This is a genomic window from Paenibacillus marinisediminis, assembly GCF_054343325.1.
On the sequence record NZ_JBTGUH010000008.1, the window covers coordinates 97,475 to 111,812 of the forward strand.

The 14,338-nt window shown below is 47.3% G+C and carries 9 protein-coding genes; all 9 read right to left on the minus strand.

Annotated elements, in window-relative coordinates:
• Window positions 1-86: 86 nt before the first annotated feature.
• A complete protein-coding gene (locus tag ACXX53_RS17220) occupies window positions 87-530 on the minus strand; it encodes a glycosyltransferase family A protein (protein WP_458569907.1) in 444 nt (147 codons plus the stop codon).
• A gap of 115 nt (window positions 531-645) precedes the next feature.
• Entirely contained in the window at window positions 646-1,365 is a 720-nt protein-coding gene (locus ACXX53_RS17225) for a response regulator (RefSeq protein WP_458569908.1), read from the minus strand.
• Between the two features lie 4 nt (window positions 1,366-1,369).
• Window positions 1,370-2,524 carry a sensor histidine kinase gene (locus tag ACXX53_RS17230; protein ID WP_458569909.1) on the minus strand — a complete coding sequence of 385 codons (1,155 nt, stop codon included), beginning with the start codon at window positions 2,522-2,524 and terminating at the stop codon, window positions 1,370-1,372.
• A gap of 57 nt (window positions 2,525-2,581) precedes the next feature.
• Complete coding sequence (locus ACXX53_RS17235) at window positions 2,582-5,299, minus strand: stalk domain-containing protein (RefSeq protein ID WP_458569910.1); 2,718 nt, start codon at window positions 5,297-5,299, stop codon at window positions 2,582-2,584.
• A 273-nt stretch (window positions 5,300-5,572) separates the two neighbouring features.
• Window positions 5,573-9,913 carry an Ig-like domain-containing protein gene (locus ACXX53_RS17240; RefSeq protein WP_458569911.1) on the minus strand — a complete coding sequence of 1,447 codons (4,341 nt, stop codon included), beginning with the start codon at window positions 9,911-9,913 and terminating at the stop codon, window positions 5,573-5,575.
• A 135-nt stretch (window positions 9,914-10,048) separates the two neighbouring features.
• Window positions 10,049-11,248 carry a methionine adenosyltransferase gene (gene metK / locus ACXX53_RS17245; protein WP_458569912.1) on the minus strand — a complete coding sequence of 400 codons (1,200 nt, stop codon included), beginning with the start codon at window positions 11,246-11,248 and terminating at the stop codon, window positions 10,049-10,051.
• A 187-nt stretch (window positions 11,249-11,435) separates the two neighbouring features.
• Window positions 11,436-11,714, minus strand: a complete 279-nt coding sequence (locus ACXX53_RS17250; protein ID WP_458569913.1) for a small, acid-soluble spore protein, alpha/beta type — start codon at window positions 11,712-11,714, stop codon at window positions 11,436-11,438.
• A 180-nt stretch (window positions 11,715-11,894) separates the two neighbouring features.
• On the minus strand, window positions 11,895-13,157 hold the full coding sequence (gene ltrA, locus ACXX53_RS17255) for a group II intron reverse transcriptase/maturase (protein WP_458569914.1): 1,263 nt from the start codon (window positions 13,155-13,157) through the stop codon (window positions 11,895-11,897).
• 636 nt (window positions 13,158-13,793) lie between these two features.
• Entirely contained in the window at window positions 13,794-14,333 is a 540-nt protein-coding gene (locus ACXX53_RS17260) for a hypothetical protein (RefSeq protein WP_458569915.1), read from the minus strand.
• Between the last annotated feature and the right edge of the window lie 5 nt (window positions 14,334-14,338).

Genomic DNA, 14,338 nt, shown 5'->3' on the forward strand with positions numbered 1-14,338 from the left:
AAGTTCTTGATTTGCCAAGTACTCAAACTCGAGATGCAGCTATGGATCAGCGGCGAAACCGACGCGACCATTGGCGGACGCGCCTTCTACAGCGCGCCGCCAGCCACAAAGGGTACTCTTCGCCAGTCTGCTTGCTTATGCAGCATCAGCACAATCTGTACTTCCTCCGGCTGCTTCTGCATCTGCAAACGATGTACCGCATCCTCTTGCTCTTTCTTGCTATTCACATGCACAACATGACAAGTCATATCATTGCGATGTACCATTTTGCTAATGATCGCTGTTGTATCGTCCGTCGAGTTATTGTCCACAACGGAGAACTGCAGCCGTCTACCCTTAATCCAAGCGAACCAGCTATAGGCCCGGATAATCCATTCCATATGACGCTCATCATTATGCGACACAATCACGACATGCATCCAAGGTGCTGGCTTAACGCCCCGCAGCTTGTTCTGCAGTCGGTGTACCAGATGAACGACCACCACCGCCAACCCGTAGCATCCCACAATCCATAACAGCATTGCAATCATGCGGCCCACCTCCCTATAACAAAGTGTATGCCGCAATATGCGCTACGGTGACGGACAAGCGTCGTCATTTTTTGATTTTTTTCTTAAGAGTTGTACTTCTCCATCCGCAATCCGCTTATAGAGTTACCCATCCATTCTTAATGGACCCGATAACGGCTTGAGTCCGATCTTCCACACCCATCTTTTGCAGGATGCTGCTAACGTGATTCTTAACTGTCTTTTCACTGATAAATAGATACTCGGCAATTAATTTATTGCTCTTGCCTTCTGCCATAAGTCGAAGCACTTCCGCTTCACGTCTAGTCAACGGATTCTCTTCCACATTGTTAAGACGCACACCTGCATCTTGTACCGTGTCGTGCTCCATGACCCCTTCAGCATCCAATAATGTCATGCGGCGCAGCTGTTGAATCAATTTCCCCGTGACCTTTGGATGAATATACGCGAACCCGTTCACGACTGAACGAATCGCATTAATCAAGGCCTCAGCCTCCATATCCTTCAACAAATAACCCCATGCGCCTTTGCGTAAAGTTTCAAATACGTAGCTTTCATCATCATGGATAGATAGAATAAGTATCTTTACATTAGGAAATATGTCTCGCATACGTTCTGTAGCTATTACACCATTTTCTACGGGCATGTTAATATCCATTAGCACGACGTCAGGCACTATGTGATTGCAGAATTCCAGCACCTGAATGCCATCGCCGCATTCCCCGATAACTTCCAGGTCATCTTCCATATTTAAAATACGCTTTAATCCTTCACGAAATAGCTGGTGATCGTCAGCAAGGAGTACTTTGATTTTGTTTCCCGACTTACGACTGTCCATAGGTTTACTCCTTTCCCTTATCTACATTCGTAGGAATGACAATGACGATTTCAGTACCTTCGTTCTCGATCGAATGAAAAGTGATCTCACCTTCCAACAGTTCAACACGCTCGCGCATGCCGATCAGGCCAAAATGTTCTTTGGCTTTAGATTCCAAACTCTTCATATTGAATCCGACGCCATTGTCCTTAATAACTAGCTTGACTTCCTTATATTCATAAGACAATTTACAGAATACGTGTGTTGGAATCGCATGCTTGGCTGCATTCGTGAAAGCCTCTTGAACCAACCGATAGATGGCCGCCTCCATGGCCGAGCTCAACCGGCGTTCTTTGCCTTTCAAGTCAAACGAGGTGTGTATCTGTAATCTATCTTCAAAGTCATGAATGAACTTGCGCAATGCTGGAACAAGCCCCAGATCATCTAAAGCCATTGGCCTCAAGTTGAAAATAGTTTTACGGATCTCCTCTAACCCAGCTCGCACTTGCGATTTTAGATCTACTACTTCGTGCTGAGCCATTTCAAATTCCTGCTTACTCAGCATCCTCTCCACAATTTCCGTCCTAAGAACTACATTGGCAAGCGACTGAGCAGGACCATCATGGATTTCTCGGGCAATCCGTTTTCTCTCCTCTTCTTGCGCCAAGATGATCTTCAAGCCGAGCATCTGCCGATTCTTCGCTGATTCCAATATGCGAGTGACCTGTGACAAGTCTCCTGATAAATACTCAAGTGCAACATTCATCTGCGAGCCGATCATTTCAGCGCGTTCAACGGACATTTCAACATGTCGCAGTCTTTTCTGTAAGTCTTCACGGCGAGCCTTCAGATAGGATTCCTTCTCTTTATAGATCATGAGTTCTACCTGTAACGCCGTCGCTTTCTCATAAGCCTGCTTGTTGTCTTCTTCCGAATACTTCATGAATTCGCGGCTGACTTCAGTAAGTCGTCGACGAGCCAGTCCAAATTTCAGCTCCAACTCGTCCACTTTATCACATACACGACCCGTCTCCTCCAGCATCTCTTGCATCTGATGCTGCAGTGTCGCTGCTTCGTCTCGCGCAGAGTCCAGAATCTCGAATATTTGATATTTACTGTCCTGCATCACTTGAATGGCATTCTTAATCACGCGATCAATAACATCGACTTGATTGTCCAATACGGTTCCGTCCCTTGCATGAGAATAGGTGCTGAATTCTCCTATTATGATACCATATTAACGGATTGTTATGGACTTCGTCTTTTGGTCCCAATTCACTTGTAGTCCTAATTGTTCGGATACGAGTCGAAGAGGGACTAGAGTCCTGTTCGATCGAATGATAGGTGCTACTTCAGACTCTGATCGTTTGCCATTGTTCCAGTAAGTCTTTTGATCTACTCTCAGCTCCAAGTAACTGTCGCCGCGAAGTATACTTACTCGTTTCGCTTCATTATTCCAAGTCGCGTTCCCACCAAATGCATCCAAGATGACTTTAACCGGCACATACGTCGTTCCGTTCAATACGATCGGCGCTACATCCAGCTTGACGTCTTTGTCGTTGACCTTCGCCTGCTTGCTGTTGACCGTCAGCTTCATCTCGGCTTTAGGCAGCGCTACAGAGCCTCCAGCTGGAAGCTTAGCTTTGATGTTATCAAATGCAATTTCACCTGCCGAAGAACGCTCATCTTGGCCCGCTGCGAGATTAACCACGTACAAACGCTCCAATGTTACTGGTCCAGGCACTCCTAATGAGGCTACATCTACCTCGAACGTTTGCCATCCATCCCAGTTGATCACATTGGCCACATCTACGAGATGCTGCTTGCCATTTGCATCTACCAGCTTGGCTCGCAGCCAGTTATTGCTGTTATCACCGTAAACATCCACCGAAAAGGATGTCGTTCCCGCAGGAAGCTTGATGCCTGTTGCCCCATTCAGCATCGCATAAGCGAATTTGTCGGCAGTGTCGCCTGTCATGTCGTACGACAGCTTAACCACCTTATCTGCGGCTTCCCGTCCGTCATAACCGCTAACGATTGACGCTTCACCGAACGTCGACTCCTTCGGCAATCCAGCGAAGCTAGGCTTAATTGTAGATTTATTGAAATTGTCTACCATCTGCTCAGAGCTGAGTGTGAGTGGAATCATCGTCTTCACTCCGTCATAGCTGGCAAAGGCGTATCCAACCTTCGTGTTGTCGGAGACTGCATCGATCGTCAGGACTCCGTCAGTTACACTGCCGCTGAAGCCTTGGAATTCCCACTTGATAGATTCATTAGGCAGAGTTGCAGTAGAACCGTCCATCAGCTTCACCTTTACCGGCACAGCGATCTTAGCGCCGGCCTGCAGAGGTCCGCCGCTTGCACCAATAGACATTTCCTTAATCTGAGCCGAGCCGATTACTTCAACGTCCTTCTTGCTTGTCGCATTGCCTGACTTGGCAATGACTTGCGTCTTACCAGATTTCTTCGCCGTAAAGGAAGTTCCATTCCACGCTACTCTATCATCAGAAGCGCTCCATTTCACATCCATATTATTAGAATCCACTGGGTTGTAGTATTGGTCATACGCCTTGAAGCTGTAATTGGCATTCTGTCCGATAAAGAGGCGGTTAGGTCCAGACAACTGCATCCCTTTGACTTCACCTTTAGGAGCAATAGAGAACACACCCAGACCATTAACAACCCTGCGTTGTGAAGCGCCATCCTCTGTGTTGTGCGTCAACTTTGTATCCGTATCTCCAAGCGGTCGAGTCACCATCTGTGTGGAGCCGCCGCCATCCAGGTTAACTGCTTTCCATACTCCCATCTGGACAAGAGCTTGCTGAAACTCTTTCAGCGTCAAACCGCTGCTGTTATCATTCTTCTCAGCGGTTACCATATATACATAGCGGTTATCCTTCGAGTAGCCTACTGCAGTACGAGCGCGCGCAGCATCACCGCTGATCGAGCCCGTGTCACGTGTGAACGAAGACGCTTTGCCGTCTTGTACAAGCAGTGTGTGCCCTCCTATCATCATCTGGAACGAGTCTGGATCTACTTCCTTTCCAGTAGTTTCAGAGACTAAATGATAGTCTACCGCCACAGGCATGCCGACCTGCATATTCTGACGCATATACTCTGCAGCCTTCCCATGGCCACGCAGTATGTATGCTCCTTCTGGCACGCTCATATCAAGCGAGGAGCCGTCTGAGAAGTCCGTGACAACGCCATTCTGCACGAGCGCTTCCGTTGGTGTTGTGGAGCTGTTCTTCGGACGTTCCTTGTTCTTCCACGCGCTTGTGTAGATGTACATTGTGTTTGCATGACTATATTGCTTATCCGGCTCAGTCATATAAGTTGCCTTATTAATGCCCGCCAACGGGAATGTTTCTCCGTTAGAGCCGCGTGCTGTTCCTTCGAATTCATATTCATCAATAACAGGCTTACCGTCCTCTGTAACTGCAAATGCATACATACCCTTTAGGTCCGAAGGACTTGATATCATTTCTCCACTTGTTATGTCGCCTCCAAGCGGTGCGCCCTCCAAATTCATGGTGAAGTAGTCGCCATTTATACCTGCTACTGCGCCGGTATCCTTGGTCATGCCAACAACACTCTGATTCGAATTCAGCTTGCCTTGCTGTCCATTCATCGTATCGAGCTTTACATAAGGGTTTGATAAGTCTACTACTATCGCATTCATATTCACGGGTACTGATTTGCCAGCACGCGGTGTTGTATATTGATACTTGACTAAGCGTGCGCCAGAAGTGATGATTTCCTCATCAACCTGTTTCAATGCAGGTGCAGTCGCTGCAGCGGTCAGTGCTGGCTGCGATTGTTCATCTCCAGACGCATGAACCGTGCCTGTAAAGCCGTAGAGCGGTGATAATAGCATCGCTCCAGTGAGCAATAGTATAAGCCACTTTGGATGGCGTGTTTTCTTCGTTTCTACATTTGCATTGAAAGACATTTCGTTTCATTCACTCCCCAAGTTGTCGCTTCCTGCTCTCCCAAGCCAAGCAACGGATAATCTAGTTAAAGCCGCCTCTCCCCACAACTTTAACTCTATTTCGCTAGCAATAATTCTACCAAATTGTGCATTTTCCTATTTAAATAGACTCCTTTCGATAGATAAAAGTTGCGTTTTCAGCCTATGTAATTCATGGAACTGCTCGTATATCACAAGAAAAGCACCATCCTTCTTCACTAAGAAGTTAGGATAGTGCTTGTCCTCTATCATTCTTTAAATATAGTTAAGTTGCTGCATCATACGTCGAATCATAATGCTCGCTTGAGCTCGTGTCGCGTTCTCCTTAGGACCAAATTTATTGCCTGTCATCCCTTGAATGATGTTTGCCTGCACCATCTTAGCGACAGCATCTTGAGACGATACATTGATGCTCTTGTAATCTTTGAAGCCGCTAATATAGCTGCTTACGGATCCGTTCAAAGTTACTGGCTTGCCAGCAGCAATCATGGCGCGGTTCATCATGAGCGCCATTTGCTCTCGTGTGATCAGGCTGTCCGGCTTGTAGGTACCATCCGTGAAGCCTGTAATGATATTCGCCTTAACGGCTGCGCCAATGTAAGGCGCGGCGGCCGAAGTCGGATTCACATCACGGAATCGTTTCGCAGAATCCACGTTGCCGTCTAGACCAAGCGACTTCGACACAAAGACTGCGAACTCGCCTCTTGTAATAGGCTTGTTCGGCTCAAACTTGCCGCCGCTGCGCGCGTCGACGATAAAGCGACCCGCGAGCGCGTTGATGTCGCTCGCAGCCCAGTGACCGCCCACATCGGAGAAGCTGCGGTTGCTGCGCGCGATCGCAAGCGCGCCATTCTTCGGCATCTGGCTGTTCACAACACTGACGCTGCCTTCATCTTTTACCGTTGTCGGTATATAGGCAATCTGTCCAGAGGATCCCTGATCCAATCGAACCGCTGATGTTTTCTCTGCGGCAATAGACTGAGTCGTACGATAGCTAATGTGCGTCTTCGTATCTAATGTCACGGCCTTGGCACTAGGATAACTCGTATAAGCCGATAGCTGGAACTCATGCGGCTCTACAATGACGGAGCCTGAAGCATTGCGGATTGCATTCGACAATCCCGATGCCTGCTGCGAAGATTGCTTCTCCATCTGGAACAGCAGCGTCGCGCTAGCAGATGACGTTCCTAGCTGACGATTGATAGATGCAAAGTCCAGATCCTTCAACGCGACCGTATACAACCAATCTCCATAGCGCAAACCAATCTTTAATTCTTTGTCTTTGCGAGCCATCTCCTCAAGAGATCTCATTGGTATCGCAACAAGAGCCGCCTTCTCATTTTCAGACAGATCCAGAACTACAGCCTCTACTCCATTGCGAGATGCATATTCTAGTGCAGTCTTCCAATGAGCATCGTCTACACTGTATCGGTTTACATACTGACCTGACAACGAGCGGTCCGTCGTCTTCTTTGCGGCTGCCGTATCTACCAATAGCATATCTTTCAGGAATAAGCTCCACGAAGCTTCCTTCGTATTGCTTGGCAGGGTGCCAGAAGAACCGCCGCCATCTATCGATGAGTTCGTCACCTTCAAAGAAGTGAACCCTCTTACCTTATTACCGCTCATATCCTGCAAATAGTTAGAGCTTGGCGCGCTATAAGTCACATACACTGTCTCGCCAAATGCTATTGGCTGTGCCAGCGTTAGAGTCACGGTTGAATTGTTTACCTGCACCGAACGTACGGTGCTCTTGGCATAATCCGTTCGTACTGTGAAGGAGCCTGCTGAAGGAACCGAGTAATGATCCAACTGCTTCGTGAAGAGCAGCGTGACCTGGTTCCCGTCTACACTTGCCTTATCCACTTGTGGATAAGAGGTATCCGTCGTAATTCCTACAGGAATCATGTTGAATGCTGGCGCTTGATTGCCTGACAAGTCCATCAACCGTGGAATTCCAGGCACATAAGATAAGGTTACGATATCATTTTTAGATGTGACTGCTGAACTTAGTGTCAAGATGACCTGGTTGTTTCTAATGTCTACCTTGTTGACATAACGCGCTTTATCATTAACGAGTACCGAATAGAAGCTCTTCATCGGCACGAAGTCTGGATGCAAGCCCTCATTATAGTTCAGAACCAAGCGAGAACCGTCAACGACTGTCGAGACGAGAACCGGCGGCTTCGTATCTACACTATTACGGGCGTATACAGGTCCGAACGCTGATATATTAGCATTGTTGCGATCCGTCAACGGATAAGAACCAGGCGTATACTGTACGGTCACAACCTGTCCATCTGTAACTGGCGTATTCAAAGTTAACAGCAACGTGCTGTTAGCTGCAGTCGCACTAACCGGAGTGTATTTTACACCATCCACCATAATTGTGAATTGTGAAGTCCCGCGGCTGTCCAGCTCCTTCAGCCACTCGTTGAATGTAACTTGTATAATGGTGCCCATCACCGTAACCGAAGTAATCTTATTCGACGAGGTTTCCACATTATTCGTTACCTCGCGCGATGAGAAGCTCGCGGCGCGGTTGCCGTTTACATCCTTTAACGGGATGCTGCCCTGTGTATAAGAGACTTTTACAACTTGACCAGTGGCGATTCCGCTCTGCATGAAAATGCTCACTTTCTTACCTTGGACCGTAACGCCTACCAGAGGGCGTTCTTCATCATTGACTGTTACTTTGAAGCTGGCCAGATAAGGTGTGCTTGAGCTGTCCAGGTCTTTGCTGTAAGTCAATTCAATCATATCTGATTTTGCCATCACTGCCGATTCAAGAACTGGAGCTACCGTATCCGGTATAAGGGTCTTAAATGTCCAGGCATTCGTCATTCCTGGGTATGGATTGCCCGACAAGTCCTTCAAGGCCCCTTGTGCAATGCTCACCGTATAGGACGTACCAGAGGAGAGCGGAGATCGCGGCTTAATATGCACTTGTCGTTTATCAGATGAACTCACTGACACATCTACAGATACAGCACTTCCGTTGCTGCGTTTTAACACGATTCCACTTGCGTTAGCAATCGCGACATCCTTATTCATGGTCATGATCAGTTCCGTATTCAGCGGTACATTCGTTGCATTATCTGCGGGATATACGGATGAGATCGCAGGTGCACTCGTATCTGACGATACCCGGAATGTCCAGGTTGTACTATCTTTAATGCCGTTGAATTCATTATTGTAGCTATCTCGGAAGGCTCCGCGATCCACTTGCACATAATAGGTTTTATTATCTTCCAGCTCATTAAGAGCAATCTCGATTGTATTACTGCCTCCACCCTTTACATTCGCAGATGTCGCCTTGTGCTGCTGTACGGCATTCGTACCCTGATAGACGGTGATATAGCCATTTCCAAGATAAACTTCTTTGTTGAATACCATCTTTAAGGTTGGCTTCTTGGATACCCCAGTCGAGTTATTGGCAGGTGATAAGCTTGTTACTGTAATGGGGCTCTGATTGCTGCCAGCTTCGGTAGTGAATCGCCATACGTTGGAATTCTGGATTCCAGCGAACGGAGTCATATCAGAATCATAAAATGTTCCTGAATCAGCTAAAACATAATACTCCGTATTTTTCTCTAGGCCTCTGACACGAATCGTGGCCGTATTGCCTGATACCGATACATCATTCGATGGAACCATGATATCTTTAGTCGTATTATCACTCATGCGCTTGATCTGGATCTTACCGCTGCCTACCGTTATAGGCTCATTGAAATCCATTCGCATGATTAGCTCAGAGCCAAGGACAACCCCTCCCGCAAGATGTTGAGGGAAAGTGCCCTGCAGCTGTGGAGGTGTATTATTAGCAGACACTGTTTTAAAGGTCCAATCATTGAGTCCTGAAAATGGCTTGCCCGAGCGATCCATGATCGCATCTGGTGTGATCTCTATGGAGTAATCCGTCCCATGCTGCAAATTAAGTCCGGTAATCGTCAACGTATTCGTACCCCAGCCACTAACATTACTAGGACTAGGCACTTGAATAGAGGTCTCTACTTGACCGCCCTTCTTGATCAAGATCTGTCCCTTGTTCGCCAACACTTCCTGATTAAAGGTGATCGTTAAGGCCGTGTTTACCGGTACTCCATATCCTAACGGCTTCTTGTCCGTCACGAGAATCGGATTACTGCTTGTAGCAGGGCCTGTCTCAAATAGCCATTGGCTAGGTGTCGATATACCAACGTATGGCTGATTGCTATAATTCAGAAATGCATTATTGTCTACGGTTATGTAGTATGTTTTATCATGCTTCAGCTCGCTGACAGTAAATCTAGCGATATTGCCATTAATCGATACATCGCCTGCTTTAATAACTTGAATTGCTGTTTGTGATGTTGCATCATACACGGTTATATTTCCAGAGTCTGCTTTTACAGGTTCACTAAATACCATGGAAAATGAAGATTGAGGCGAAATATTCTTCATGCCTGTTTCCGGGTATGTTTCTGTCAGACTTGGACCTGCTGCGAGCACTTGAACTTCACCAATATCTGTTATCGGTTTAGCTGCTACCGTACCGCCAACTATCCCTTGCATAAACAACATCATCGCCAAGACGATGGACAATGTACGCTTCATTATGAATTCCCCTTCCGAAAAGACACTCGTACTATATTTTTCGGCTTCGGGGAGGTGAAAGTTTAGAGTTATTCCTTTATTCTGGGCAAAATAAAACCTCTGTCCCATTACAGGACAGAGGTCGTATCTTATTGCTTATAGGCCAGCTTCTGCGCGAAGCTGCTCAGCCTTGTCAACACGCTCCCAAGGGAGGTCAACATCAGTACGGCCAAAATGACCGTATGCGGCTGTTTGCTTATAGATTGGTTTGCGTAGGTCGAGCATCTTGATGATGCCTGCAGGACGAAGGTCGAAGTGCTTCTCAACGAGTTCTACAAGCTTCTCCTCTTCCACCTTGCCTGTACCGTAAGTGTCGACGTTAATGGACACTGGTTGTGCTACACCGATTGCATATGCCAATTGGATCTCGCACTTGTCAGCTAGTCCAGCAGCGACGATGTTCTTCGCTACATAACGAGCTGCATATGCCGCTGAACGGTCAACCTTCGTTGGATCCTTGCCGGAGAATGCACCGCCGCCATGACGCGCATAGCCGCCGTACGTATCAACAATGATCTTACGTCCAGTCAAGCCTGCATCCCCTTGAGGTCCGCCGATAACGAAACGTCCAGTAGGGTTGATGAAGAAACGAGTCTTCTCATCAATCAAATCACTTGCAACAACCGGATTAATAACATGCTCGCGAATATCAGCTTGGATCTTCTCCAACGATACATCTTCAGCGTGCTGTGTTGAAACAACAATCGTATCTACACGAACTGGTTTGCCGTCTTGATATTCGATCGTTACTTGTGTCTTACCATCCGGACGGAGGTAGTCCAATGTGCCGTCTTTGCGGACTTCAGACAAGCGACGAGCAAGACGATGAGATAATGAGATTGGAAGCGGCATTAATTCCGGTGTTTCGTTCGTTGCGAAACCAAACATGAGACCTTGGTCTCCAGCACCGATATTATCCGTTTCACTCTTAGCATCTTCAGTACGCGTCTCGATCGCTGAGTTAACTCCTTGTGCGATGTCAGGCGATTGTTCATTTAATGAAGTCAACACCGCGCATGTCTTATAATCAAAACCATACTTCGCGCGTGTATATCCGATCTCTTTCACCGTTTCGCGCGCGATGGATGAAATGTCAACATAATCGGCTGTGGTGCTAATTTCTCCGATTACAAGCACTAGGCCTGTAGCAACGGATACTTCGCACGCAACCCGAGCATTCGGGTCGTTTGCCAGAAAGGCGTCCAATACCGCATCTGATATCTGATCGCAGATCTTATCTGGATGTCCTTCAGTGACGGATTCGGAAGTGAACAAATGGCGTCCTTTAATAGACATTGGACTCTACCCCCCATACCAAAAATGTGAGCGTTCCATGATGGAAACTCTAGACAAAAAACGAACCTTCTCCACTGTGGAAAAGGTTGTTATACCAGCCTTCGAAAATTCATATTACTGCATTTGATAGTAAGTGTCAATGTAACCACCATAAATTACTTGTCCAGATATTTCTTAATATTCGGAATTAGGATTTGGATAATTGTTCGCCTTGAGCTACTAAACGCTTCGTGATCTCGCCGCCTACTGAACCAGCATCACGTGAAGACATGTGACCCCAGTATTCGTGGGATGACACTCCATATCCAGAAGATGAGATCGAGCCAAGTTCTCCAGCGAACTCTGTATCTCCAAAGCCATTTTGAACTCGCTGTTGTGCGACTGGCAATCCGAATTCTGCTGCAATTTCATATTTCATTCTATAAAGTGCATCTTTGCTTGCAGGGACAAGCTTCTTATTAGCCATGGGGATTTCTCTCCTTATTTAGGTATGTTATATGTTAAATGAAGTAATGTTGTTAGTATGCGCGAACGCCCTAACCACACCCGTAGGAAATAATGTCCCCTTTGGCTGAAATTGAGTAGGAGGGGGCGCCTAGCCCCCGTCCTCTCACACCACCGTACGTACTGTTCGGTATACGGCGGTTCACGGTATATTCCGCAGGAGTTTATATCTTTCTGACAAGCTTCTTAGTCCTTGCTTAGCCCAATATTCATTGCTCAGCGCCTGACTCAGAATCGGACTTTGAGCGATTCGCCAGTATTTCTTCCTTGTATTTCCCCATTTCCGTGCCCTTTGCTTCGGAATGCCTAATACTTGCAGATTCCTCACCTTGGTTCTTGGCAACTTCCATTGCTTCCAAACGCACATGCGCATCCTTCTTCGTATCCATGAATCGAGTTCCCTAAACGGATATGGAGTGTCTGCCAATGCGTAGTACCCACACCATCCCGTCAGGTATTGGTTTAGCTCCCGTATACGCGTTTCCATTGAGATCGGACTTTTCCGAGAGGTCAACTCCCTAATCTTTGCTTTCACGCGTTGCATCGATTCCTTAGATATCCTCACCTTCAGATATTCTCTATCCACACTAAAGCTAAATCCGAGAAACTTGCGTTTCCACGGCCTATCAACTGCACTCTTAGCTTCGTTCACCTTCAGCTTTAGCTTCTTCTCGATGAAGCTCGTTACGGATCGCTTTACCCGATTCCCTGCTTTCCATGTCTTCACATAGATATTGCAGTCATCTGCATACCTTACAAATTTGAGCTTCCGCTTCTCCAATTCCTTATCCAATTCATCTAATACAATGTTGGATAGCAGCGGACTAAGCGGTCCTCCTTGCGGAGTTCCCTCTGTTGTTGCTTGGACAAGCCCATCTATAAGTACGCCAGATTGCAGATATTTGCGGATTAGCTTTAATAGTGTTTTGTCTGCAATTCGTTCTGCCAACCTTGCCATGAGTCGGTCATGGTTGACCCGATCAAAGAATTTCTCTAGATCGATATCCACCACAATTCGGCATCCTTCTTGCATGAATTGTTTCGCTTTCCTTACCGCGTCATGTCCTCGTCTATTCGGACGAAACCCATAACTATGCTCGGAAAATTTGGGGTCAAACATCGGCGTCAATACTTGTGTAATCGCCTGTTGGATGAATCGATCCATCACGGTCGGGATACCTAATAACCTCGTTCCGCCATTCGGTTTCGGGATTTCGACCCGACGGACTGGACTTGGTTCATAGGTTCCCTGTTTCAAGCTTTGGCGAATAGAGTGCCAATGTTGCAGGATGTGAGGTCGTAAATCCTTTACGCCCATTCCATCTACTCCATGGCTTCCCTTATTCGCTTCTACACGTTTCAGTGCGGATAGCAGGTTTTCCCGTGAAAGCAACTGCTCCATCATTTGAAATATACTCCTTACGTGAATTGTTCTTCTGTTCATGCCGTCGCGAGCTCAGCCCTTCTGGATACCCTCGCGTATTCACCGCTACTTTCTCCAGATAGGTCTCCCGAAAAAAAAACTAGGAGATTGTCTGCTTTCTTCACCCGCATCCGAAATCCAAGCTGTTCAATTCCTATACCATGTTCGGCCCTTTCATCCGTTGTCGTCACAACGGATGTACTATGACCTCTGCTGACTTCTGTATGCTCAGTCTGCTTTCCCAAGCAGATTTACAGAATCATTCTGCGTGCATACAGATCTCCCCAGGTAAGAACGCTATCTTCCTCTCCATCCATCTGCTTCATTTACTCTCATATGCCTTCGGCAGTAAGGACTTTAGCTTGTTATGCAGCCTCGTCCAACATATGCTAGCCTTATATGAAGTTCGTGTTCCTCAGACCGGAGATTTGCCGCCGACTTCCTTTAGATTCCACCTCACGGTGGACACCCTTGTCTTAAGCTATGGCTACTACTGCCTTCACCATTCGGGACTTGAACCCTATAGATAGCGCCCATGCTGGGCGCACATAAGAAAGAGCGGCTCCAAGGCCGCTCTTCTACACATCACATGAATAATTGCTGTACTATCTCGCCATACTATGGCTTAACTGCTTCATCCGTCGCAATGTTCTTAATGGTGTATCCACCACGAACCATGACGACGACACTGTTCTTAGGCGTATCCTTCGCTGTAATGCCGCGCCCGTCGCGTGGGAACAGCAGCAGATGGTTCTTCGGCACATCTGCGCCATTCAACAAGTCCACGCCGTCGGTCAAGTCAGATACTCCGCTTGCATCCGCACTATAGATCTCGGACTTGCCGGCGCGGACCACGAACTCGGCTCCGCCGTTCGCAATTATCTGCTGCCCTGGCTTGATCGTCACGATCTCCATCTTGTCAGCTGTCGCACTTCCGCCAGCTGAACCATTGTCGCTCGTTCCACCGCCGTTGCCGCCATTGCCGCCGCTCAGCTTCGCAAACAATTGATCTACATAACTTTTCGTCACGAGCGGGTCCTGTGCATTGCCTGGTTCAGCACCTGCCGTACTCCATGCGTTTATGTTCATCAAACTGCCCATCAATATGCCGCCGCTAAGCACCGCGGCTGTGAATATGATTTTCTTCGATTGTTTCATATTTA